Below are 25004 nucleotides of genomic sequence, written 5' to 3' on the forward strand. Positions count from 1 at the left end.
CCTGTCTCCCTTCATTGCGGTTGCCCGCTTAGAAATCCTTGCGCACCTGCACGCCGAAATAACGCTCGTCATCACGTGGCACCGAGCGATACACATAATTGCCGCCCGTGGCGAGCATCGGTGCATAGGATTTGTCCGCCAGGTTCTTGCCCAACAGCGCCACACGCCAGCCGCTGTTGTAATCGGCCAGCGCGACGCTGGCGTTCCAGATGCCGTAGGCACCCTGTTTGGTGTCCGGGTTCTGGCTGATGTCGTACTGCACTTCGCTCTGCCAGCTGTAATCGGTGCCCAGTTCGATATCCAGGCCGTTGTCCAGCGGGATGGTGTAGTCGGCGCGGACGTAGCTCTTCCAGTCCGGGCTATACGGCAGAGTCTTGCCATCCACATTGCAGGACGCGGCGGCACCGGCCGGGCAGGCGAAGGTGTCGATGCGTGCCCGGGTGTAGGACAACGCACCGGAAAACTTCAGGTTGCGCGTGGCCTGCAAGGCGTAATCCAGCTCAACGCCCTCAGTGCTGACACTGCCCGCGTTGATCAGTCGAGTCACGACCTGCCCGGCAACGCTGTCGAAAAAGTTGGCCTGATAGTTGTCGTAATCGCTGTGGAACACCGCGAGGTTGGTGGTCAGGCGATTGTTCCAGGTGGTGGCCTTGATGCCGACTTCCCACGTATTGGAGGTCTCGGGTTTCAAGGCTTCTGTGTCACGCGGCTGCATGTTGAAGAACACGTTGTAGGCCGGGCCCTTGTAGCCGCGCGAATAGGTGATGTAGCTGGTCACGCTGTCACTCAGATCGTATTGCAGCCCCAGACGGCCCGACTTGCCCTCTTCGTTGACCGAGCCGGAGCTGCTGGTCGCCGGCTGAATGCCGCTGACCGTGGTGGCCGAGGTCGAGACGCGGCGGTGATCGTACTCAAGGTCGTCGTGCGTCCAGCGCAGTCCGGCAATCGCCCGGAAGTCCGGGGTGAAATTGAACGTGGTTTCGCCGAACACCGAATAGCTTTCATTGGTCGTGGTGTAATCCGCCACGCCCTGATCGCGGCGCGTCGGCGTGATCAACGTACGCTGATAGGTCTCGTCACTCTTGCCGTGCATGTAGAACAGGCCACCGACGTATTCGATGAACTGGCCTTTGGGCGAAGCCAGGCGCAGTTCTTGCGAGTACTGGTTGAACTCAAGATCACCCTTGTCTTCGGTGCCGGGGAACGCCGCGGTGACGGTGCCCAAACGGTCGCCGTCCTGATACTGCGTGTTGTCCCAGCCGCGCCAGGCGGTGATCGACGTCAGGGTGTAGTCACCCAGTTGCCAATCCAGTTGCCCGGACAGGCCTTTATTGGTGTCTTCGACATGGCTGCGGTAATCGCTGATCACGTTGCGGTTGTCGCTGTCGGCACGCACCGGCGACAGCGCGCTGGTGAACGCTGGCGTGAGCGATTGGGTCACCACGCCGTTGGGCGCGTCGTCGTGAGACTGCATGTAGTCGGCCGCGAGGGTGAAGGTGATGTCGTCGTTGGGCGTGAATTCCAGTTTGCCCCGCGCGCCCTTACGGTTGTAGCCGTTGACCTCATGGCCGTTGAGTTTGTTGTCGACGTTGCCATCGTAGCTACCGAACAGCGTGGTGATCGAGCCTTTGAGTGTGTCCGGGATCAGGCTGCCCCCGATGCCGAAGCGCGTGCGACTTTCATTGCCGCTGTAGTAGGACTGATCGATGTAACCGTGGGTCTCTTCGGTCGGCGCCTTGGTGGTCACGTTGAGCACTCCGGCCGACGCATTTTTGCCGAACAGCGTGCCTTGCGGACCGCGCAAGACTTCAATGCGCTCCAGGTCCAGTAGATCGAGCGTGGCCTGGCCTGGACGGGCATAGACCACGCCGTCGATGACCGTCGCGACGGTCGGCTCGACGCCCGGCGAAGTAGAGATGGTGCCGACGCCACGGACGAACAGCGAGGTGTCCTTGTTCGACGCGCCGGTCCTGAAGTTCAACGACGGTACCTGCTGCACGATACTGGCGACGCCGTTGCGGTTGTCGCGCTCCAGTTGCTCTCCCTGAATCACCGACACGGCGACCGGTACTTTCTGCAGCGATTCTTCACGGCGCGTGGCGGTTACGGTGACCGATTCGAGTGTCGGCGTCTCGGCGGCCTGCTCTACCGTATCGGCCGCCATGACCGGTGCCATAGGCAAGGCCGTCAGCCCCATCAACAACCAGCCGCAACGACGCCCCCGCGCCGCATGGACCTGATCGATGGCCTGCGCCAGCCGTGTGTGTTTGACCTCATCCCCGTGTGTTGTGTGCATCTGCGTGCCTGCCTGAAATATGCCCTGATCCGACAGTGCCTCAAGCACTGACGCCTTTGGTTACGACTAAACCGGGTCCGGGCATTCGCGGTGGCGAGTAGCAGACAAACCATCTTTGTTAGCGCTAACATCGCCAGTATCGGAAACTGACAGATAGATCGTCCAATACTGAAAAATTAGTTTTATATGCTTTTTAATTTTAAAAGAAGCGCACGAACATGGCTGACCCAACACCCGTGACACGTAAACGACGGGGCGCAGGCCGCGTGACGATCAACGCGGTAGCCAAGCAGGCTGGCGTGTCGGCCATCACCGTTTCGCGCTACTTCAACCAACCGGAACAGGTGTCGCCGGAACTGCGCGAGCGCATTGCGGCGTCGGTCAATGCGCTGGGCTACGTGCCCAATCTGGTGGCAGGCGGCCTGGCGTCGGCGCGCAGCCGGGTGGTGGCGATGGTGATTCCGAACATCTCCGGGCCGATCTTCGCCGATACCATTCAGGGCTTCAGCGACACCCTGAGTCAGCACGGCTTTCAGCTGCTGCTGGCCTCCAGTTATTTTTCGGAGGAACAGGAAGAAAGCGCCGTGCGCGCGTTTCTGGGCTGGTCACCGGCAGCGCTGGTGCTGACCAGCCGCTTTCACAGCGACGCCACGGAAAAGATGATCGGGCAGGCGGATATCCCGGTGATCGAAACCTGGGACCATCAGCCTGAACGCAGTCCGATCCAGATCGGTTTTTCCCACTACGAAGTCGGTGTCACGGCGGCGCGGTATCTGCACGGCAAGGGCTACCGTCGCATTGCCTTCGTGGAGAACAGCATCGCCGGTGACCTCAGCGCGCAGGAACGCCGCGACGGCTGTGTCGCCACACTGGAAGCGCTTGGGCTAAAGCCGTGGGTGTTCGTACCGGATGCGGGGCTTGCGCCGTTTGAAGCGGGCAGGCAGGCGATGCATGTGCTGATGGACAACCATCCTCGGCCTGATGCGATTTTCTTTGCCAACGACAACCTGGCAGCGGGCGGCCTGCTCACCAGCCAGCGTATTGGCCTGCAGACACCCAGGGATTGCGCCGTGATGGGCTTCGGCGATTACGCCTTCGCGCAAATGATGATGCCCAGCCTGACCACCATCAAACCACCCGCCCAGCAGATCGGCGTACTGGCGGCGCAGCGCGTGCTGGAGAGCCTGGGCGTGTTGTCGGTCGAGGGTGAAATTCAGAGGCTGAACCTGCTGGCATGCGAGCTGGTTGAGCGGGAGAGCACGTGATTTGAGAGCGCGGACGCGGAGCGTCCCGAGAGGCGTTCCCACGCGGAGCATGGGAACGATCATCTGAGGATTTCAGACCCGCTCGATCAACGCACCAGATGCAGGAACTGCATGTGCCGCTCGTACTGGTCGAGCACGTCGTTGATCACCTGTTCCTTGGTGTAACCCACCAGATCGTAGTCCTGGCTGCCTTCACTCAAGTGAACCTCGGCGCGGTAGTAGCGGCGGTTGTTCAATTGCTTGGAACCCATGCCACCGCGTGCGAACGACGGGGTGAAGAACCCTTTCATCTGCACCTGATAGATGAACGGACGTTCCTCGCCATGGCCGATTTCCAGCGTCACCGAGTCGTTGGAAGGATCGGGCACATTGACCACGCTCAGGCCTTTCTCGACAAACACGGCCGTGACCTCGTCGATGGCCGGGCGAACAGTCTGGTCGAGGAAACGGTACACCTCGTCTCGCGACGGATAGTGCACGGCCTGACTCAGACGCTGACGCCAACCGCCACGTCGCGAACCCGACACTGGGGCCAGCGAATACAGCTGCGCGATCTGGCGCTGGGACTCCATGAAGAACGCCTTGTGCAGCCCCCACATCATCAGCAGCAGGATCAGCGAGAACGGCAGCGAGGTCAGCACCACCGCTGATTTCAGCGCATCGATACTGCCTGAGAACAGCAATCCGCTGGTGATCAGCGCGGTCGCCACGCCCCAGAACACACGCAGCCATTTCGGGCCATCCTCGTCCGGGTTGCCGCCTTTGGCCGACAGCGTCGAAAGCACCACGGTGCCCGAGTCGGCCGAGGTCACGAAGAACACGAAACTGATGAACACCGTGACGGCAATCACCGTCTTGCTCCACGGATAGGTTTCCAGCAGCAGGTACAGCGTCATCGAAGGATCGTCGATGGCTGACTGGCCCAGCGCGGTCATGCCGTGGTTGAGCACCTGATCGATGGCGCTGTTGCCGAAGATCGACATCCAGGCCAGGGTAAAGCCCAGCGGAATCAGCAATACGCCGAAGACGAATTCGCGGATGGTACGGCCACGCGAGATGCGCGCAATGAAAAGACCCACGAACGGCGACCAGGCAATCCACCACGCCCAGTAGAACACTGTCCAGCCGCCCAGCCAGTCGCTCGGCTCGTTGTAGGCGTAGACGTCGAAACTCTTGGTCGGCAGTGCACCGAGATAGTCACCGATGTTCTGCACCAGGGTGTTCAGCAAGTGCTGAGTCGGACCGGCGAACAACACGAACAGTAGCAGCGCGCAGGCCAGCAGCATGTTGATGTCGGACATCAGGCGCACGCCTTTGTCGACGCCCGCAATCGCCACCAGAATCGCAGCGCCCATCATCAGCGTGATCAGACCGACCTGAATCCAGTGGGTGTGTGCGACGCCGAACAGGTAGTCCAGCCCCGAATTGAGGTGCAGCACGCCGAAGCCCATGTCGGCGCCCAGGCCGAAGATGGTCGCAATGATGCCGAAACCATCCACCGCGTAACCGATGGGGCCGTTGATGCGTTTGCCGATCAGCGGATACAGCGCCGAACGCAGCGCCAGCGGCAGGTTGTGGCGATACGCGAAGTACGCCAGCGCCATGCCGACGAAGGCAAACACGCCCCAGCCATGCAGGCCCCAGTGCAGGAACAGCAGCTGCATGCCCTGCCGCGCTGCCTCGGTGGTACCGCCCTCGCCTTGCGGCGGTTGCAGCAGGTGAGTCAGGGGTTCGGACACGCAGAAAAAGAACAGCGTGATGCTGATCCCGGCAGCGAACAGCATGCCGGCCCAGGACAGGTAACTGAATTCGGGCTCGTCGTGGTCGGCACCGAGCTTGATCTTGCCGTAGCCAGATACGGCGGTGACCACCACGAAGACCAGATACAGCGTCATGACCAGCATGTAGTACCAGCCGACCGTGTTGGCCGCCCAGTTCTGCGCTGCCAGCAGCCACGCACCGGCGGCTTGCGGGAAGGCGATCACGATGACGCCGAAGATCAGAATAAAGCTCGCAGCGAAGTAAAACACTGGAGCGTTCATGCGGACCGTACCGCTGGGTTGCGTACTCGGAGTACTCATCGACTGCATGCCTCCGGACTGATTGAAACCATTACAAAAAACGCATACGGCAAGGGTTAGCCTCCTGTTGTGAGCGGGCAGCGAACCACCGGTTTAACTTGAATGAACGTTCAATTTAAACACGAAAGGCCCCGTGATTACGAATCGCGGGGCTGTGATTACTGGCTCAGACCTGGGTAGGACGTGTGCAGGAGAGGGTTCGTTCCCGGGTGCGGAATGTGTATCCGGAGCGCAATTACGCGTCAGTCGGAAGAGTGACGCGGAGCGTCACAGGCCGCATGCCCACGCGGAGCATGAGCACGATCATCCGGCTTGATTCTGATCGTTACAACGCTCCGCGTTGTGATGCATCTCAGGACGCTCCGCGTCCGCTCTCGGACGCGCTACAAAAATCTACTTCTGCGTCCCGTCATCCTGCTGCAGCAGGTTGGCCTGGGTCAGGTTGCAGCCTGCCGGGACGCTGCGGGTCAGCCAGACGTTGCCGCCGATGGTCGAGCCCTGACCAATGGTGATGCGGCCCAGAATGGTCGCACCGGCGTAGATCACCACGTCGTCCTCCACGATCGGGTGGCGCGCGTGGCCCTTCTGCAACTGGCCGTCTTCATCCGCCGGGAAGCGCTTGGCGCCCAGCGTGACAGCCTGATAAATCCGCACTCGCTCGCCAATGATGGCGGTCTCGCCAATGACGACGCCTGTGCCGTGGTCGATGAAGAAACTCGGACCGATCTGCGCGCCGGGGTGAATGTCGATGCCGGTCGCCGAGTGGGCCAGCTCCGAGCTGATGCGCGCCAGCAGCGGCAGACCTGCGCGGTACAAGTGGTGGGCGAGCCGGTGGTGGATCACCGCCAGAATGCCCGGATAGCACAGCAGCACTTCATCGACACTGCGCGCCGCCGGGTCACCGTGATAGGCCGCCAGCACGTCCGTGTCGAGCAACTGACGAATCCCCGGCAGGGCCGTGGCGAAATCCTGAATCAGCGTCAGCGCATGCTCGTCGATCCCGGCCAGTTCCCGGCCCTGCTGATGAGCCACGTAACGCAGCTCGAGCCGGGCCTGCGCCAGCAGCGCATTGAGCGCGACGTCGAGTGTATGGCCAACATAGAAATCCTCGCTCTCCTCGCGCAGGTCGACAGGACCCAGCCGCATCGGAAACAGCGCGCCGCTCAGGGCTTCGAGAATTTCGCCCATGGCTGCACGCGACGGCAGCTCGCGGCCACCATGCTCGCCACTCACGCGGCGGTTGCGCGTGCGCCAGTCCTCACGCGCCGTGCGTAACTGGCTGACGATACGCTGCAACTGCCAATGGCTGGAACGGCCGTCGGCGGATGCTTCTGGAATATCGCTCACGCTGAACTCTCCTTGGTCATGACGATTGGCGACCCGACCGTATCGGGCGCTGCTGCGTCCACTCTACGGCAAACATTCAAGTGGAAAAAATAACAATTTTTGTACGAAACGGCTGAGCGAAGCATAAACACCGATGGGTTGCCGTGTGGGAAACGTCTGCCTATAGTCCGCTGACTAAAGTCCCGCTGACTCTCTACACGGCTCATTTATTTCCATGATCAAAAATCAGCTTGCCCGTTTCAATCGTCTGGACTTGATCAGCGCACCCACCGCCCTTGAAAAGCTCGACCGTCTGTCGACATGGGCTGGCCGCGAGATCTACGTCAAACGTGATGACACCACGACCCTGGCGCTGGGCGGCAACAAAGTGCGCAAGCTTGAATACCTGGCGGCCGATGCGCTGGCGCAGGGCGCCGACACCCTGATCACGGCCGGTGCGATCCAGTCCAACCACGTACGTCAGACCGCAGCGCTGGCCGCTCGTCTGGGTCTGGGCTGCGTCGCACTGCTGGAAAACCCCATCGGCACCGAAGACAGCAACTACCTGCACAACGGCAACCGCCTGCTGCTGGAGCTGTTCGACGCCAAAGTCGAGCTGGTCGAGAACCTCGACGACGCCGACGAACAACTGCACGCACTGGCCGCTCGTCTGCGCAGCAACGGCAAGAAGCCTTATCTGGTGCCTATCGGCGGTTCAAGCCCGGTCGGCGCGCTGGGCTATGTGCGCGCCGGGCTGGAACTGGCCGAGCAGATCAAACAGACCGGCATCGACTTCGCCGCCGTGGTACTGCCCTCGGGCAGCGCGGGCACCCACAGCGGTCTCGCGCTGGCGCTGGCCAGCGAATTGCCGGATCTGCCAGTCATCGGCGTGACCGTCTCGCGCAGTGAAGAAGCGCAGTTTCCCAAGGTCCAGGGCCTGGCCGAGCGCACCGCAGAATTGCTGGAAATCCCGATGCCGCAAGGCTTCAAGGTCGAGCTGTGGGACGAGTATTTCGCACCGCGTTATGGCGAGCCGAATGCCGGAACACTCTCGGCGATCAAACTTGTTGCGGGTCACGAGGGTCTGCTGCTTGACCCGGTTTACACCGGCAAGGCGATGGCAGGGCTGCTGGATGGCATCGGACGTCAGCGATTCAACGACGGCCCGCTGATTTTCCTGCACACCGGCGGCGCACCTGCGCTGTTCGCTTACCCGGATGTATTTTCCAGCTGATCCGGCAGGCAATGATCAGGGTTATGTCCAAAATGAAAGACGAGCGTCTTTTTAGTTATTTTTGTTCATAACCGGATGGCCTTATAGTGGCGCCCGGCACGCTCAACCTGTCGCGTAACCCACTGAAAAACAACGCTGAATTCCAGCACCCAGACGCGTCCGTCAGGCCCGAAACCGGGCCGACACTTCACACAAAACAAGAGGCTCGCATGAACATTTCCGCTATTCGTCGCACGTTTCTCTTCTCGGCACTGAGCCTGATGCTCGGCACCGGTATTGCTGGACACGCCATGGCAGGCGAGCAACTGCAGAAAATCAAGGATAGCGGCACCCTGAATGTGGGCCTGGAAGGCACTTACCCGCCGTTCAGTTTCGTGGACGAGAACGGCAAGCTGACCGGCTTCGAAGTCGAACTCTCCGAGGCGCTGGCCAAGGAACTGGGCGTCAAGGCGAAGATTCAGCCGAGCAAATGGGACGGCATTCTGGCCGCCCTGGACTCCAAGCGTCTCGACGTCGTGATCAACCAGGTCACCATCTCCGATGAGCGCAAGAAGAAGTACGACTTTTCCGAGCCTTACACCCTTTCCGGTATTCAGGCGCTGACCCTGAAGAAGAACGAAGGCACCATCAAGACACCTGCCGACCTTGAGGGCAAGAAAGTCGGGGTTGGCCTGGGCACCAACTATGAGCAATGGCTGAAGGAAAACGTCAAAGGCGCGGACATCAGGACCTATGACGATGACCCTACCAAGTTTCAGGACCTGAAATCGGGCCGCATCGACGCCATTCTGGTTGACCGTCTCGCGGCACTGGAAATGGTCACCAAGACCAGGAACGCCATGGCCGCCGCTGGCGCCCCCTTCTCCCGTCAGGAATCGGGCATCGCACTGCGCAAGGGCGAACCGGAACTGCTGGCAGCCATCGACAAGGCCCTCGACAAACTGCGTGCCGACGGCACACTGGCCAAGCTGTCGCAAAAGTATTTCCAGGCTGACGTGACCAAATGATCGAAGAGAGCCTGAAGCTCGCGCTGGACTCCGCGCCCTTTCTGCTCAAGGGCGCGTATTACACCGTTATCCTCAGCCTGGGCGGCATGTTCTTCGGACTGGTGCTGGGCTTCGGCCTGGCACTGATGCGTCTGTCGAGCTTCAAGTTGCTGGGCTGGATTGCACGTATCTACGTGTCGTTCTTCCGCGGCACGCCGCTGCTGGTGCAGCTGTTCATGATTTATTACGGCCTGCCGGAACTGGGCATCGAGCTGGATCCTCTGACGGCTGCGCTGATCGGCTTCTCGCTGAACATGGGTGCCTATGCCTGTGAGATTCTGCGTGCGGCCATCGGCGCCGTGGAACGTGGTCAGTGGGAAGCGGCGGCCAGTATCGGCATGACCCGCTGGCAGACCCTGCGACGGGCGATTCTGCCGCAGGCAGCGCGCACGGCCTTGCCACCGCTGGGCAACAGCTTCATTTCGCTGGTCAAGGACACTGCGCTGGCTGCCACCATTCAGGTGCCGGAGCTGTTCCGCCAGGCGCAGTTGATTACCGCGCGCACTTTCGAAATCTTCACCATGTACCTGGCCGCCGCACTGATCTACTGGATCCTTGCCACGGTGCTTTCGCACTTGCAAAACAAGCTCGAAGCGCGGGTCAACCGGCATGATCTGGAGTCCTGACACATGATCGTGGTTGAAAAACTCACCAAGGAATTCAAGGGCAATCAGGTGCTCAAAGGCATCGACCTGCGTGTCGAGGCCGGCGAGGTAGTGGCCATCATCGGGCCGAGCGGCTCGGGCAAGACCACCCTGCTGCGCTGCCTGAACCTGCTGGAAACACCCACCAGCGGCAGTATCACCGTCGGGGACATCACCATTGATGGCAGCCGCCCCGTCAGCCAGCAGCAGGGCCTTATCCGGCAGTTGCGCCAACAGGTCGGGTTCGTGTTTCAGAACTTCAATCTGTTTCCACACCGCACCGCGCTGGAGAACGTCATCGAAGGCCCGGTGGTGGTCAAGAAGGTCGAGCGTGAAAGCGCAATGACGCTGGGCAGGACGCTGTTGGCCAAGGTCGGCCTGGCGGGCAAGGAAGATGCCTACCCTCGCAGGCTGTCAGGCGGCCAGCAACAGCGCGTGGCAATTGCCCGCGCGCTGGCGATGGAACCGCAGGTGATTCTGTTCGACGAACCGACCTCGGCGCTGGACCCGGAACTGGTGGGCGAAGTGCTGACCACCATCCGCGCCCTGGCCGAAGAAAAGCGCACCATGGTAATCGTCACTCACGAGATGAGTTTTGCCCGTGATGTCGCCAACCGGGTGATCTTCATCGACAAGGGCGTGATCGTGGAACAGGGCGACGCAAAAGAGCTTTTTGCCAACCCGAAGCAGGAACGGACGAAGCAATTTCTGGAGCGAACCAGGGCCTGATCCTACAGCGCCCTTCCCAAAGGCAGCACTTCACACGTGCTGCTTTTTTGCGTTTTACATTTCAAAAAAGATTGTTCGATCAGGATCTTCACTGGTTTTCTGCGATACGCCGGTGGCAACTCATCTAAAGAATGGGTCCGTGCCAACGACGTTCTGTCACATGACGGCCTGCGTTTCCACACAGCCCCCCAAACGCTTTCATGCACCTGCCTTCCTGAAAAAACCGGTTCAGCCACAGCGTTCATTTAAAAGTTTCCTGTGGTAGGACAGTTGATGCCCGCCAAGTAAACAGTTCCGAATATCGGTTGTAGGAAGCATCTAATTTTTCAGAAAAGCCCTACTTGACAGCGGCCGTATATTGACACGATCACGTAAAGCTAATTAGCTCGCCTGAAACGACACATTGATAACCGCACAAACTTTCAAGCCACCAATTTCGACACTTTGTAATGTTTGCCATAGCTTGGAAGTTTGCGGTACTTATCAACCCGTCTGTTTTGAGAATTATTTTAGTCAAACATGAAAAGTCGTGACGACTTTTTACTTGAATCCTTGTTTTCAGGAGTACTCGACATGAACCAGACTCTGTGCAAAAACAGCCTCGTAAAGCTGTCGCCCCCTTCTGTTCCGCAGGCCTGCCGACATGGCATCGGTGTCAGGACTGCCTCCAGCCTGACCGTCCACATTGATCCCTATGACAGCATGGATGATGGCGACCTGATAGAACTGTTCTGGGACGGCTGTTACGTCGCGTCGAAAATTCTAACGGCGTCCGACATCGGGACCGCCATCGCCCTACGTGTCCCGGAAAGCTTTCTACAGAACGGCAAGGCGCGTACTTACTACCGGGTCATGAAAGTGGGGGGAATGCCGATCACGTCGGCCTGCCGCAAGCTGTGGGTCAAGCTCAACCCGCCCGGAGGACGGCTGCTCGGACCCAACGCGGAGGAGAATCAAGGGCTGGCGCCGCTTTACGTGGCGCCTTCGGTGCTGCGTCGAGGCCTGACGCAGCGGCATCTGGACGGCGGGTTGCCGATGGCCATCGAGCCCTACCTGAACATGGCGGCCCACGATGAAATCACGGTACGCCTGGGGGATCTGCGCATGGACCTCCCGCCCCTTACTCAGGAAGATATCGGTGAGCCGATTGATCTGGTCGTACCCCCTGACCTGATCATGGAAGCCGGTGACCAGCAACTTGAGGTGACCTATTGCATTATCGACAGGGTCGGGAACAATTCGCTGTGGGCGCCGCCACGTGAAATAACAATTCCGGCATCGAGTGTCAGGACACCGCAATAACCGGACAACCCGCAGACAGAATCGGGGCAACCAAAGGAGCGTTGTAAGCAATAACCGCAGCACGGATAGTTTGCCACCACTTAATATAATTAATTAGCACCGACCGCATTAATCAGGTCCGTTTCTGCAGCAATGGCGATTAAGACAGAGTCGAGTAAAACAGTTTCGAATCAAACAAGCGGCTACAGGGCTTATTTGAGTGACCAAAGGCTTTCGCCTGACCACGCATTGCCAATCTATGCTTATTCCAAAATGAAAGTTTAAAAATATTTAATACAAGCTTAGGGTATATGCACCGGACCACCGGACATCGTGATGTTTTCAGCCGCAGCGCTTGCGGCCTACCGCTACGAGGTTTCGATGGTCACTTTCACAACCACCCCTGTGGATAACACCAGGGCGATCAAGGCTCCACAAGAGCCCGACGTCGCCCCTCCTTTGTCGCCTGCCAAGGTGCTGAAAAACGACGCGGACGCGATTTCTGCAGCCCATGAACTGGCTGCGGCAGCTCGCGTGCAGGCAGCCCGGCGCGACCAGGAGCGCCTGTTGCCCTGGCCGGAAATCGAGCAGTTCACCCGCAGCGGGCTGGGCAGCATTTCCATCCCGCGTGCCTATGGCGGCCCGCAGGTTTCTTTCGTGACGATTGCCGAAGTCTTCAGGATCATCTCGACCGCCGATCCGGCGCTCGGACAGATACCGCAGAATCAGTTCGGCATCCTCCATTTGCTGCAAGGCACGGCCACCGAGTCGCAGAAAAAAGCGCTGTTCCAGAGCGTGCTGGACGGCTGGCGAATCGGCAATGCAGGGCCTGAGCGCGGCACCAAAAACACCTTGGACCTCAAGGCGCGAATCACCGCTCAGGGTGATCATTTCGTGATCAGCGGCCAGAAGTTCTATTCCACCGGCGCGCTGTTCGCGCACTGGGTCGCCGTCAAGGCGCTGGACGAGGAAGGCCGTCAGGTCATGGCTTTCGTCAAACGCGGTTCGCCGGGGCTGCGCATCGTCGATGACTGGTCAGGCTTTGGTCAGCGCACCACAGCCAGCGGCACGGTATTGCTGGACAACGTACCGGTCGAGGCCGAGCAGGTGGTCGCCAACTGGCGCTTGTCATTGACGCCTAACATTCAGGGCGCCGTATCACAGTTGATTCAAGCCGCCATCGATGCAGGCATTGCACGCGGTGCCATCGACGACGCCATCGCCTTTGTCCGGGATCGCTCCCGGCCCTGGATAGACGCCAACGTCGAGCGTGCCAGCGATGACCTTTACGTGATCGCCGACATCGGCAAGCTGAAACTCGACCTGCACGCCGCCGAAGCGCTGTTGCGCAAGGCCGCTCAAGTGCTGGATGAGGTCAGCAGAGCGCCTATCGACGAACAGTCGGCCGCCCTCGCCTCCATCGCCGTCGCGCGCGCCAAGGTGCTGACCACCGAGATCTCGCTGCTGGCCAGCGAAAAACTGTTCGAGCTGGCTGGCAGTCGCGCCACCCTCGCCGAATTCAATCTGGATCGGCACTGGCGCAATGCACGGGTCCACACCCTTCACGACCCGGTGCGCTGGAAATACCACGCCGTCGGCACCTGGCACTTGAACGGCACCCTGCCCGCCCGCCATTCCTGGATCTGAACCAGACCACTGGAGCACCCCTTTCATGAGTTTCAATCCACAGGCGCGCGACCACGCAGCGCTGATCACCAGTGACGCCCAGGCTCTGCAGATTGCCCGCGAACTGGCCAACCACTTCAAGACCGAAAGCGCCGTACGGGATCGCGAGCGACGCTTGCCACATGCAGAACTGGAGCTGTTCAGTCAGTCCGGACTCTGGGGCATCAGCGTGCCGAAAGCTTTCGGCGGCGCAGGTGTATCGTCGGTCACTCTGGCCCAGGTCATCGCGCTGATTTCGGAAGCCGACGGCTCGCTGGGGCAGATTCCGCAAAACCATTTCTATGCCCTTGAAGTGCTGCGCGTGAACGGCAGCCCGCAACAGCAGAAGCGCTTGTACGCCGAAGCGCTGGCGGGTCAGCGCTTCGGTAACGCACTGGCCGAACTGGGCACCAAAACCGCCCACGACCGCACCACGCGCCTGAAGCGCGAGGGCGACGGCTATCGCATCAACGGCCGCAAGTTCTACGCCACCGGCGCGCTGTACGCGCAGCGCATTCCGACCTCGGTGATCGACGACCACGGTATCCAACAACTGGCGTTCGTGCCGCATGACAGCGCGGGCGTGACGGTTATCGACGACTGGAGCGGTTTCGGCCAGCGCACTACAGGCAGCGGCTCGGTGGTGTTCAACAACGTGTACGTCGATCCGGACGATGTGGTGCCGTTCCAGAGCGCTTTCGAGCGCCCGACCACGCTGGGGCCGCTGGCACAGATTCTTCACGCGGCCATCGACACCGGCCTCGCCCGTGCCGCCTTCGAGGACGCGCTGACCTTCGTCCGCACTCGCACCCGGCCATGGATCGACTCAGGCATCGAAAAGGCCGTGGACGATCCGCTGACCCTGCACAGCTTCGGCAGGTTGAGCATTCGGCTGCACGCCGCCGAAGCCTTGCTGGAGCGCGCAGGTGAGATTCTGGACATCGCCCAGGCTGACAGCAACGCCGACACCGTGGCCGCCGCCTCCATCGCGGTGGCCGAGGCACGCGCCATCAGCACCGAGATTTCTCTGGTGGCGGGCAGCACGCTGTTCGAACTCGCCGGCAGTCAGTCAACGCTCGCCGAGCACGGTCTGGATCGTCACTGGCGCAATGCCCGCGTGCACACGTTGCACGACCCGGTGCGCTGGAAATTTCACGCCATCGGCAATTACTACCTCAACGACACAAACCCTCCGTTGCGAGGGACGATCTGATGGCGCGCAAGAAGATCCTGCTCAACGCGTTCAACATGAACTGCATCGGCCATATCAACCACGGCCTATGGACCCATCCGCGTGACACGTCCACACAGTTCAACAGCCTGGAATACTGGACCGATCTGGCGAAGCTGCTGGAGCGCGGTCTGTTCGACGGGCTGTTCATCGCCGACATCGTGGGGGTGTATGACATCTACCAGAACTCGGTGGACGTCACCCTCAAGGAGGCGATTCAGTTGCCGGTCAACGACCCGCTGCTGCTGGTATCGGCCATGGCGGGCGTCACGAAGCATCTGGGTTTCGGCCTGACCGCCAACCTGACTTACGACGCGCCGTACCTGTTTGCCCGCCGCATGTCGACGCTCGATCACCTGAGCCGAGGCCGGGTCGGCTGGAACATTGTCACCGGCTATCTCGACAGCGCCGCACGCGCCATGGGCCTGAGCGAGCAGGTGGAGCACGACCGACGCTACGATCAGGCCGACGAGTATCTGGAGGTGCTCTACAAGCTCTGGGAAGGCAGTTGGGAAGACGACGCGGTGATCAATGATCGCGAGCGGCGCGTCTATGCCCAACCGGGCAAGGTCCACAAGATCCGGCACGCAGGCGAGTTCTATCAGGTGGAGGGTTATCACCTCTGTGAACCTTCGCCCCAGCGCACGCCGGTGCTGTTTCAGGCAGGCAGTTCCGAGCGCGGCTTGCAGTTCGCCGGGGAGAACGCCGAGTGCGTGTTCATCAGCGGCCAGAACAAGGCCTCGACCCGCGAGCAGGTGGACAAGGTCCGCGCCAGCGCCGTGCAGGCCGGGCGCAATCCGGACGATATCAAGGTGTTCATGGGCCTGAACGTGATCGTCGCCGCGACCGAAGCACTGGCGCAGGAAAAGCACGCCGAGTACCGCCGCCATGCGAGCGCCGAAGCGGGCGTCGCGCATTTTGCAGCGTCCACCGGGATCGATTTCGCGCAGTACGAACTGGACGAGCCGATTCAGTACGTGAAGAGCAACGCCATTCAGTCGGCGACCAAAAACCTCAAGAACAACGACTGGACCCGCCAGAAACTACTCGATCAGCATGCGTTGGGTGGTCGTTACATCACGGTGATCGGCTCGCCTGAACAGGTCGCCGACGAGTTGGAGTCGTGGATCGCCGAAACCGGTCTGGACGGCTTCAACCTGACCCGCATCGTCACCCCGGAAAGCTACGAGGACTTCATCGATCTGGTGATCCCCGAGCTGCAACGCCGCGGGTCGTACAAGACCGCTTATGAAGACGGCAGCCTGCGCAGGAAACTCTTCCCCCAAGGCACCGACCGCCTGCCGCCGCAGCATGCCGGCGCCGGGTATCGGCAGGGCTCATGAATCATGATCGCGCCCCTGCTCCGCGTGGGCATGCAGCCCGTGACGCTCTGCGTCAAAGCACTGGACGCGCAGCGTCCGGGAACGATCGACATCAACCCATTCGATAACCTGTCAATTCAACGGAATGTAACATGACCAAAACCCTCGCAGCCCTGGCCCTCGGCCTGTTGACCCTGACCGCTCACGCCGCCGATGCGCCGCTGAAGGTCGGCACCACCGCAGCCTTCGCCATTCCGCTTGAAGCGGCCGTAGAGGAAGCCGACAAGCAGGGCCTGAAGGTCGAGCTGGTCGAGTTCACCGACTGGATCGCGCCCAACGTCACCCTCGCGGCGGGCGATATCGACGTGAACTACTTCCAGCACATCCCGTTCCTGACCAACGCCAACGAGGCCGCAGGTTTTGGTCTGGTGCCCTACGCGCCGGGGATCATCAACAACGTCGGGCTGTATTCGAAAAAGTATAAAAGCTTCGACGAACTCCCAAGTGGCGCCACCGTCGCCATCGCCAATGACCCGATCAACAGCGGACGTGGCCTGCAACTGCTGGCCAAGGCCGGGCTGATCACGCTCAAACAGGGTGTCGGCTACAAGGCGACCGAAGAAGACATCACCGCCAACCCGAAAAAGCTCAAGATCATTCAGGTCGAGGCCGTGCAACTGGTGCGCGCCTACGACGATGCCGATCTGGTGCAGGGCTATCCGGCCTACATCCGCCTGGCCAAGACCTTCCCGGCCGACTCGGCGATCCTGTTCGACGGCATGGACCACCCGGAATACGTCATCCAGTTCGTGATCAAGCCCGAGCGCAAGGACGACCCGCGTCTGGCCAAATTCGTCGACATCTACCAGCACTCGCCTGTAGTCCGCGCCGCACTGGACAAGGTCAATGGCAAGCTCTACCAGGTAGGGTGGAAAGAATGACCGCCATCGCGCAACGACAACAGCCACTGGACAGACCGGACGCAGGGCACGTCGCGCAACAGACCGAACTGCACCCGGACCTGAATAACGCCCATGTGCGCTTCATCAATCTGGGCAAGACCTACCAGGGTCGGCAAGGCCCGGTGGAGGCACTGGGCAACATTGATCTGGCGATCCTGCACGGCGAGATCTTCGGCATCATCGGCCGTAGCGGCGCGGGGAAGTCATCGCTGATCCGCACCATCAATCGTCTGGAACAACCCAGCAGCGGCCGGGTGCTGATTGATCAGATCGACATCGGCGGCTTCAACGAAGACAGGCTGGTGGAGCTGCGTCGTCGCATCGGCATGATCTTCCAGCACTTCAACCTGATGTCGGCCAAGACCGTGTGGCAGAACGTCGAGCTGCCGCTCAAGGTCGCGGGCGTGCCCAAGGAGCAGCGTCAGCGCAAAGTTGCGCAGTTGCTGGAACTGGTCGGCCTGCAGGACAAGCATAAGGCCTATCCCGCGCAGTTGTCCGGCGGCCAGAAACAACGTGTGGGCATTGCTCGCGCACTGGTGCACGACCCGGCGATTCTGCTCTGCGACGAAGCCACTTCGGCGCTGGACCCGGAAACCACGCAATCGATTCTCGGCCTGCTACGCGAGATCAATCAGCGCCTGGGCCTGACCATCGTGCTGATCACTCACGAGATGGCGGTGATTCGCGACATCTGCCACCGCGTTGTGGTGCTGGAACAAGGTCAGGTCGTCGAGCAAGGCCCGGTCTGGCAGGTGTTCGGCGACCCGCAGCACGAGGTCAGCAAAACCCTGCTGGCACCGCTGCAACCCGGGCTGCCAAAAGAATGGGCCGAGCGGCTGAGCGCGGAGCCGCAACAGCCCGACGCCACGGCATTGCTCGACGTGCAGTTCACGGGTGTCAGTGGCCAGGAGCCGGATCTGGCGGCGCTGTTCGCGACGCTGGGCGGCAAGGTGCAACTGCTGCAGGGCGGCGTCGAGCGCATTCAGGATCGAGCCATCGGGCACCTGATTCTGTCGGTCGCAGGCTCACCCTACAGCCGGGAAGAATTATTGGTCCGTGCCCGCAGGCAGGCACCACGCGTGGAGGTACTGGGCTATGGGGTTTGATCGTTTGCTGCAAGGCACTATCGATACGTTTCTGATGGTGGGCGTGTCTTCGCTGATCGCGCTGCTGCTGGGTATTCCGCTGGCGGTGATACTGGTCACCAGCTCCAAAGGCGGCATTTATGAAGCGCCAGCCATCAACCGGGCGCTGGGCGCCTTCGTGAACCTGTTCCGCTCGATCCCGTTTCTGATCCTGATGGTGGCGCTGATTCCGTTCACGCGGCTGATCGTCGGCACCACATATGGCGTGTGGGCGGCCATCGTGCCGCTGACCATCGCCGCCACGCCGTTCTTTGCGCGCATCGCCGAGGTCAGCCTGCGCGAGGTCGATCACGGCCTGATCGAAGCCGCACAGGCCATGGGCTGCCGACGCTGGCACATCATCTGGCACGTGCTGCTGCCCGAGGCGCTGCCCGGCATCATCGGCGGCTTCACCATTACGCTGGTGACCATGATCAACTCATCGGCCATGGCCGGTGCCATCGGTGCAGGCGGTCTGGGCGATATCGCCTATCGCTACGGCTATCAGCGCTTCGACACGCAAGTGATGCTGACGGTCATCGTGTTGCTGGTCGCTGTGGTGGCGTTCGTGCAACTGGGCGGCGACCGGTTGGCGCGACGCTTCAACAAGCGCTGACGGTCCGGGGTATATTGGCGGCCTTCCCGGACCGGAACGCCTTTGATGAAACTCGATCCCCAGACACTCGACCAGATCACCGCAACCACGCTGAACAACTACAACCGCGTTGCCGACGACTTTCGCGAAGGCACACGGGACCATGACGTCAGCCAGAATATCGACGCGTTGATGCGCAACATCGAAGGGCCGACGCCATGGCAAATTCTGGATTTTGGCTGCGGGCCGGGACGTGATCTGAAAACGTTCACGGCACTGGAGCACGTTGCGGTCGGGCTGGACGGCTCCGAGCGCTTCGCCGAAATGGCGCGTACCGAGACCGGTTGCGAAGTGCTGCAACAGAACTTCCTCGAACTCGACCTGCCACCTGCACGTTTCGACGGGATATTCGCCAACGCCGTGCTGTTTCACATCCCGCGTCAGGAACTGCCCCGCGTGCTGCTGCAACTCCGCGCCACGCTCAAACCGGGCGGCGTGTTGTTCAGCTCCAACCCGCGCGGAGAGAATCAGGAAGGCTGGCAAGGCGAACGTTACGGCTCGTACCACGACCTGGAATCATGGCGAGCATTACTGACCGAAGCCGGATTCGCCGAACTGGAACACTACTACCGCCCCGCCGGACTGCCACGTGAGCAACAGCCCTGGCTGGCGAGTGTCTGGCGCAGGGTGTGAACCTGTCGGAAATGTGACGCAGAGCGTGAGGCACGATCAAAGTCAGCCACTGATCGTCCCCCCACTCCACGCTCGTCGCTGATGATCGTTCCTACGCTCTGCGTGGGAATGCCTCCCAGGACGCTCCGCGTCCGATCCCACAGGCGGCACGGCGCTCACTCAGTGCCCCGTCGCCAGTTCACCGTCATGATCCTTCTTCTCATCAGCCTCACGACGCTGTTCATCGGTCGGTTCCTTGATCCGGTACCAGGCCACATACAGCGCAGGCAGGAACAGTAGCGTCAGCAAGGTGGCGATGATGATGCCGCCGATCATCGCGTAAGCCATCGGGCCCCAGAACACTTCGCGCGCAATCGGGATCATGCCCAGACTCGCCGCCGCAGCCGTCAGCAGAATCGGCCGACGACGATGCTCGGTGGCCTCGACCACGGCATCCCACGGCAGATACCCGCTGATCTCATACGCGTCGATCTGGGTGACCAGAATCACCGAGTTGCGGATGATGATGCCGATCAGTGCCAGAACACCGAGAATCGCCACAAAGCCCAGCGGCGTACCGGTCGGGATGAGCGCCAGCACCACGCCGATCAGGCCCAGCGGTGCAACACTGGCGACCAGAAACATCTTCTGCACGCTATGCAGCTGGATCATCAGGAAGGTCGCCATCAGAAACAGCATCAACGGCACAACGCTCGCAATCGGGCCCTGGGCCTTGCTGCTTTCTTCCACAGTGCCGCCGGTCGCAACCTTGTAGCCCACCGGCAGACCGGCAGCGAATTTGTCGATCTCGGGCTTCAACTGCTTGACCAGATCTGTCGGCTGAATCTCGTCGCGCACCGCACCTTTCACAGTGATGGTCGGTTTGCGATCACGACGCCAGACCAGTGGCTGCTCAAGCTCGTAACCCACCGTCGCAAACGCCAGCAACGGAATGGACGCCCCGCTCGGCGTGACGATCTGCAGGTTCTGCAGCGTTTCCGGCGTACCTCGCTCAGCATCCTCGGCGCGGCCGACCACGTTGATCAGATAAATATCGTCGCGTACCTGCGTCACGGCAGAACCGCTGACCACGCTGTTCATCAGGTTGGCAACGTCTTCGGATGACAACCCCAACTGCCGCGCCTTGTCCTGATTGATGTCGATGCGCAGCACCTTGCCCGGCTCGTTCCAGTCGTAGATCACTTCGCCCACATGCGAGTTCTGGTCCAGCAGCGTGGCCAGTTCGATAGCGTGCTGACGCACCTTGTCGACATCCTCGCCGCTGACGCGATACTGCAACGGACGCCCGACCGGCGGCCCCATTTCCAGTGGCTGCACGTAGGAACCGATGCCGACGAAATCTTCACGCAGACGTTTCTGCAGGCGTGCCGTCAGCGCGCCACGCTCTTCCAGACCTTTGCTGACAATCACCAGCTGGGCGTAGAACGGGTTTTCCAGTTGCTGGTCCAGCGGCAGGTAAAAACGCAATGCGCCCTGGCCGATGTAAGTGCTCCAGCGCTCGATGTCCGGGTCGTCCTTGAGGCTTGCCTCGAAGCGATCCACCACCTTGCGCGTCTCATTGACCGAGGCGTTCTGCGGCAGGTTCAGGTCGACCAGAATCTCCGGCCGGTCGGATGACGGGAAGAACTGGCTCTGCACGAACTGCATCGAGAACAGCGACGCAGCGAACAGCGCCAGTGTGATGCCAATCGCCAGCCAGCGATGACGCATGGCCCAGATCATGCTGCTGTTGAACGCCCGGCCGACGCGGCCCGGTTCTTCGGATTTGGGCTTGATGTTGCTGCTCAGAATGTGAACGCCGATCACCGGCGCAAATAGCACGGCCACAACCCAGGACACCAGCATCGCCACCGCGATCACGGCAAACAGCGTGAAGGTGTACTCCCCGGCAGAACTGTTGTTCAAGCCAATCGGCACGAAGCCCGCCACTGTTACCAGCGTGCCGGTCAGCATCGGGAACGCAGTCGAGGTGTAGGCATAGGTCGCTGCCTGCTCCTTGGTCTCGCCCATTTCCAGCCGCGTGACCATCATTTCCACAGTAATCATCGCGTCGTCCACCAACAGACCGAGGGCGATGATCAACGCGCCGAGGGAAATCCGCTGCATGGTGATGCCGCTGTATTCCATGAACACGAACACCATCGCCAGCACCAGCGGAATGGAACACGCCACCACCAGACCGGCACGCACACCAAGGCTGATGAAGCTGACCACCAGCACGATGATCACCGCTTCGAACAAGGCGCTGGTGAAGCCACCCACCGCCTTGTCCACCACTTCGGCCTGATCCGACACCTTGTGCACGCCAACGCCGACCGGCAGTTCGGCGGTCGTGGCGTCCATGCGTTCATGCAGCGCCTTGCCGAACGCCTGAATATTGCCGCCCTTCTTCATTGCAATGGCCAGGCCGATGGCAGGCTTGCCGTTGTAGCGAAACAGCGGTTTGGGCGGATCGGTGTAACCACGGGTGATGTCGGCAATGTCGCTCAAACGGTAGAAGCGATCATTGAGCCGCAGGTTGACCGCGGCCAGGTCTTTCTCGGACGCGAACTGCCCCGAAGTGCGCACGGAAATCCGCTCCGGTCCGGCTTCGATCACGCCCGCAGGCGTCACGGCGTTCTGCGATTGCAGGCTCTGCACGACCTGCCGTTGATCCAGCCCGAGGGCCGCCAGTTTGCGGGTCGAGAAGTTCAGGTAAATGACTTCGTCCTGCTGGCCGACCATCTCGACCTTGCCCAACCCCTCCACCGAGCGGATATCGACGCGGACCTTCTCGACGTAGTCGCGCAATTGCCGCATCGAGAACCCGTCGGCCGTGAACGCATAGATCGAACCGTACACGTCACCGAATTCGTCGTTGAACGCTGGACCCTGCAGCCCTTGAGGAAATTGCCCACGAATGTCGTCGATCTTCTTGCGCACCTGATACCAGATTTCCGGTATCGCCTCGGCGCTGGTGGTGTCACGCAGGAAAACCATGACCGTCGATTCGCCCGGCCGGGTGTAACTCTTCACGTAGTCCAGGGAGTCCAGCTCTTCGAGTTTTTTCTCGATGCGGTCGGTCACCTGTTCCAGGGTTTCGTCCACGGTCGCGCCCGGCCAGCGGGTCTGGATGACCATGGTCTTGATGGTGAAGGACGGATCCTCTTCACGCCCCAGCTTCATGTAGGAGAAAACGCCCATCAACAGCGCAACGAACATCAGGTACCAGACAAACGACTGGTGCTTGAGCGCCCACTCGGACAGATTGAAATTCCCTTTCATCGCGGGCTTTCCTCATCGACTTTGACTTTCTGCCCCGGCTTGAGGCTGTTGACGCCCGCACTGACCACTTTTTCTCCAGCGCTCACGCCGCCAGCCAGCAGAAAGCTGCTGTCATCCTGGCTCACGATGTTGACGACTCTCGGGTTGACGGTCTGATTCTGCGGATCAATGACCCAGATCTGGCGTTTGCCATCGACCTCCTGCAAGGCATTGAGCGGCAGGCGGATGCGTGGCGCGATGGCCGAGCTGAGCGTCACGCTGATCGCCGTGCCCAGACGCAGCGCAGGCGGCGTTTCGGTCAGCGAAAAGCGCGCCCGGCGCGTGCGGGTCGAGCGATCCGGTTGCGGTTCGATTTCACGCAGCGTGGCGGTCGTGTTCACTTGCGGATCAAGCTGACTGGCCACGGTGTACACCACGTCGTCAGGCAACTGGTCAGCCAGCTGTGCTGGCATGTCGATCACCGCTTCCTTGATATCCGGACGCGCCAATGTGACCACTTCCTGACCCGCCGTGACGACCTGGCCGGCTTCGACTTTCCACTCAGTGACCACCGCATCGTGATCGCTGCGCAGATCGCTATAGCTCAGTTGATCACGGGCCTGTTGCTCGGCAGCCTTGGCCTGATCCAGCGACGACTGAGCGGTTTTCAGGTTGGTCAGCGCGATGTCCAGTTGCGCCTGCGCGCCGACACCACGGTCAAACAGTTCCTGCTGACGGCGGGCATTGGCCTGCGCGTTGATCCACTGCGCCTGAACATTGGCCAGATCACCCTGACGACCACGCACATTGTTCTGCTGATCGGTGGGATCGAGGGTCGCGAGCAGATCGCCCTTTTTCACTTCACTGCCCACGTCCACGTGCCGACTCGCGATACGGCCCGACACACGAAAGCCCAGCACGCTTTGGTAGCGCGCCTCGATATTGCCGGCAAAGCGTCCGAAATCCTCCATCGACTCAGGTTTCGCTTCAACGAACACCACCGGCCGCACCGGCTCGGGCGGCGCTTCATCTTTGCCGCAACCTGCCAGAAGTAAGCCACTCAGTACAACGCACGATAAACGCTTCATGGTTGCACCTTGGCATTCTGTGGCTCGGGTTGATCGGCGATTTCCACCTGCATGTCCGGGTGCAGCAACTGGCCGCCAGCGATCACCACGTTCTCTCCACCCTTGAGGCCATCACTGATGATCACGTGGGAGGTCAGGTAGCGTGCAACCGTGACACGGCGCAGATTGGCCTTGCCCTGCTCGTCCACGACCCATACGGCAGGTTTGCCGAGGTGCTCGCCAAGGTCCTTGGTCAGCGCCGACCACGGCAGCTCGACGCTGGCGCTGGCCGGTTTGCTCAACGCAACGCTGACCACCGAACCCAGGTCCATGCCTTCAGGCAGCGGGTCCAGCGCGATCTTGACCTGCAGGGTGCCGGTTTGCGCCGACACCGCTGGCGTCACCTCACGCACCTTGCCGCTGACCTTGATAGTCGGGTTGTCGAGCAGCGTCACCTGCACCGGCTCGTCGCCCGGCGGCTGCACGAACAGGGATTCGTAGACGTTGAATACCGCATCGCGCTCGCCATCACGCGCCAGATCGAAAATCGGCACCGTAGCCTGCACCACCTGCCCAACCTCGGCCTGACGTGCAGTGATCACCCCTGGTGCCTCTGCCACGAGGGCGGTGTAACTCAGTTGCTCGCGGGCGTTGGCCAGTTGCGCCTGAGCGGCTTTCAGCGAACTCTCGCTGCCACGCAGGGCCGCCTGTGCGGAGTCGTATTCACTCTGGCTGGTGTAACCCTTGGGCAGCAGCTTCTGCTGGCGGACAAAAGCGGCGCGGGTCTGACTGACACGTGCCTGCTCGGCCGCGACGGACGCCTGCGCAGAGTCGACATTGATCTGCAGATCCTTGGGATCGAGCCGTGCCAGTACCTGGTTCGCCTTGACCCGGTCGCCGACATCCACGTTGCGCTGAATGATCTTGCCGTTGACCCGGAACGAAAGCTGCGTCTGCACCCGTGCCTGGATATCGCCGGTCAGCGCCACGCTGGCGGCGAACTCGGCGGTTTTCACCGGTTGCACGTACACGCGGGGCAATTCAGGCGCTGCCGGTTTTTCCTCGCCGCAGCCGACCAGCACTGCAAGGGCAGCGGCAAGGCCGAGCGTAAACACATTTGAAGGACGAACGGGCATGCAGACTCCTTTTGCGGATGCCGGGTGCAAGCGTGGGATCACGAGAGAACAACGTGAACATGCG

General features: G+C 60.9%; 19 protein-coding genes. 13 read left to right on the top strand and 6 right to left on the bottom strand.

Annotated elements, in window-relative coordinates:
* Positions 1-28: 28 nt before the first annotated feature.
* Positions 29-2296: a TonB-dependent receptor gene (locus QRN20_RS22390; protein ID WP_122413121.1), complete on the bottom strand. Its 2268-nt coding sequence runs from the start codon at positions 2294-2296 to the stop codon at positions 29-31.
* Positions 2297-2514: 218 nt separating this feature from the next.
* Here QRN20_RS22390 and QRN20_RS22395 point away from each other — a divergent pair, with 218 nt between their 5' ends.
* Positions 2515-3561, top strand: coding sequence for a LacI family DNA-binding transcriptional regulator (locus QRN20_RS22395; protein WP_285361232.1), 1047 nt, complete (start codon positions 2515-2517; stop codon positions 3559-3561).
* A gap of 86 nt (positions 3562-3647) precedes the next feature.
* Here QRN20_RS22395 and betT read toward each other — a convergent pair whose 3' ends face one another.
* Positions 3648-5603 (bottom strand): choline transporter BetT, encoded by a 1956-nt coding sequence (gene betT / locus QRN20_RS22400; RefSeq protein WP_161627598.1) that lies wholly within the window; start codon positions 5601-5603, stop codon positions 3648-3650.
* 432 nt (positions 5604-6035) lie between these two features.
* Entirely contained in the window at positions 6036-6989 is a 954-nt protein-coding gene (gene epsC, locus QRN20_RS22405; protein ID WP_004882745.1) for a serine O-acetyltransferase EpsC, read from the bottom strand.
* A gap of 214 nt (positions 6990-7203) precedes the next feature.
* On the opposite strand from epsC, the gene QRN20_RS22410 reads away from it, so the two are divergent.
* The 12 genes from QRN20_RS22410 to QRN20_RS22465 all read left to right on the top strand — a co-directional run bounded on the left by QRN20_RS22410 (position 7204) and on the right by QRN20_RS22465 (position 19494).
* A complete protein-coding gene (locus QRN20_RS22410; RefSeq protein ID WP_088236121.1) occupies positions 7204-8202 on the top strand; it encodes a D-cysteine desulfhydrase in 999 nt (332 codons plus the stop codon).
* A gap of 209 nt (positions 8203-8411) precedes the next feature.
* Complete coding sequence (tcyJ, locus tag QRN20_RS22415; protein WP_058432194.1) at positions 8412-9209, top strand: cystine ABC transporter substrate-binding protein; 798 nt, start codon at positions 8412-8414, stop codon at positions 9207-9209.
* Positions 9206-9874 carry a cystine ABC transporter permease gene (tcyL, locus tag QRN20_RS22420; RefSeq protein WP_088236123.1) on the top strand — a complete coding sequence of 223 codons (669 nt, stop codon included), beginning with the start codon at positions 9206-9208 and terminating at the stop codon, positions 9872-9874. The genes tcyJ and tcyL overlap by 4 nt, the downstream gene beginning before the upstream one ends.
* Positions 9875-9877: 3 nt before the next feature.
* On the top strand, positions 9878-10621 hold the full coding sequence (gene tcyN, locus QRN20_RS22425) for an L-cystine ABC transporter ATP-binding protein TcyN (RefSeq protein ID WP_004882749.1): 744 nt from the start codon (positions 9878-9880) through the stop codon (positions 10619-10621).
* A 573-nt stretch (positions 10622-11194) separates the two neighbouring features.
* Positions 11195-11923 (top strand): hypothetical protein, encoded by a 729-nt coding sequence (locus QRN20_RS22430; RefSeq protein WP_004882750.1) that lies wholly within the window; start codon positions 11195-11197, stop codon positions 11921-11923.
* Between the two features lie 453 nt (positions 11924-12376).
* Positions 12377-13549, top strand: coding sequence for an SfnB family sulfur acquisition oxidoreductase (locus QRN20_RS22435; RefSeq protein WP_029241233.1), 1173 nt, complete (start codon positions 12377-12379; stop codon positions 13547-13549).
* A 25-nt stretch (positions 13550-13574) separates the two neighbouring features.
* A complete protein-coding gene (locus tag QRN20_RS22440; protein ID WP_285361236.1) occupies positions 13575-14780 on the top strand; it encodes an SfnB family sulfur acquisition oxidoreductase in 1206 nt (401 codons plus the stop codon).
* A complete protein-coding gene (locus tag QRN20_RS22445) occupies positions 14780-16141 on the top strand; it encodes an LLM class flavin-dependent oxidoreductase (RefSeq protein WP_122415793.1) in 1362 nt (453 codons plus the stop codon). Before QRN20_RS22440 ends, QRN20_RS22445 begins: the two co-directional genes overlap by 1 nt.
* A gap of 131 nt (positions 16142-16272) precedes the next feature.
* The gene (locus QRN20_RS22450; protein WP_029241236.1) at positions 16273-17061 is read left to right on the top strand and encodes a MetQ/NlpA family ABC transporter substrate-binding protein; all 789 of its coding nucleotides are present in this window, start codon (positions 16273-16275) and stop codon (positions 17059-17061) included.
* The gene (locus tag QRN20_RS22455; RefSeq protein ID WP_029241237.1) at positions 17058-18188 is read left to right on the top strand and encodes a methionine ABC transporter ATP-binding protein; all 1131 of its coding nucleotides are present in this window, start codon (positions 17058-17060) and stop codon (positions 18186-18188) included. Before QRN20_RS22450 ends, QRN20_RS22455 begins: the two co-directional genes overlap by 4 nt.
* Positions 18178-18822, top strand: a complete 645-nt coding sequence (locus tag QRN20_RS22460; RefSeq protein ID WP_029241238.1) for a methionine ABC transporter permease — start codon at positions 18178-18180, stop codon at positions 18820-18822. Before QRN20_RS22455 ends, QRN20_RS22460 begins: the two co-directional genes overlap by 11 nt.
* A 45-nt stretch (positions 18823-18867) precedes the next feature.
* The gene (locus QRN20_RS22465) at positions 18868-19494 is read left to right on the top strand and encodes a class I SAM-dependent methyltransferase (protein ID WP_029241239.1); all 627 of its coding nucleotides are present in this window, start codon (positions 18868-18870) and stop codon (positions 19492-19494) included.
* Between the two features lie 159 nt (positions 19495-19653).
* On the opposite strand, the gene QRN20_RS22470 is transcribed toward QRN20_RS22465, so the two are convergent.
* Genes QRN20_RS22470 through QRN20_RS22480 form a run of 3 tightly spaced genes read right to left on the bottom strand, consistent with a single transcriptional unit; the run spans position 19654 to position 24940 of the window.
* On the bottom strand, positions 19654-22758 hold the full coding sequence (locus QRN20_RS22470) for an efflux RND transporter permease subunit (protein WP_029241240.1): 3105 nt from the start codon (positions 22756-22758) through the stop codon (positions 19654-19656).
* Positions 22755-23825: an efflux RND transporter periplasmic adaptor subunit gene (locus tag QRN20_RS22475; RefSeq protein WP_004882764.1), complete on the bottom strand. Its 1071-nt coding sequence runs from the start codon at positions 23823-23825 to the stop codon at positions 22755-22757. The genes QRN20_RS22470 and QRN20_RS22475 overlap by 4 nt, the downstream gene beginning before the upstream one ends.
* The gene (locus QRN20_RS22480; RefSeq protein ID WP_058432191.1) at positions 23822-24940 is read right to left on the bottom strand and encodes an efflux RND transporter periplasmic adaptor subunit; all 1119 of its coding nucleotides are present in this window, start codon (positions 24938-24940) and stop codon (positions 23822-23824) included. The genes QRN20_RS22475 and QRN20_RS22480 overlap by 4 nt, the downstream gene beginning before the upstream one ends.
* Between the last annotated feature and the right edge of the window lie 64 nt (positions 24941-25004).

Origin of the sequence: Pseudomonas sp. fls2-241-TYG-175 (assembly GCF_030209155.1) — a bacterium.
Classification (GTDB): domain Bacteria; phylum Pseudomonadota; class Gammaproteobacteria; order Pseudomonadales; family Pseudomonadaceae; genus Aquipseudomonas; species Aquipseudomonas viridiflava.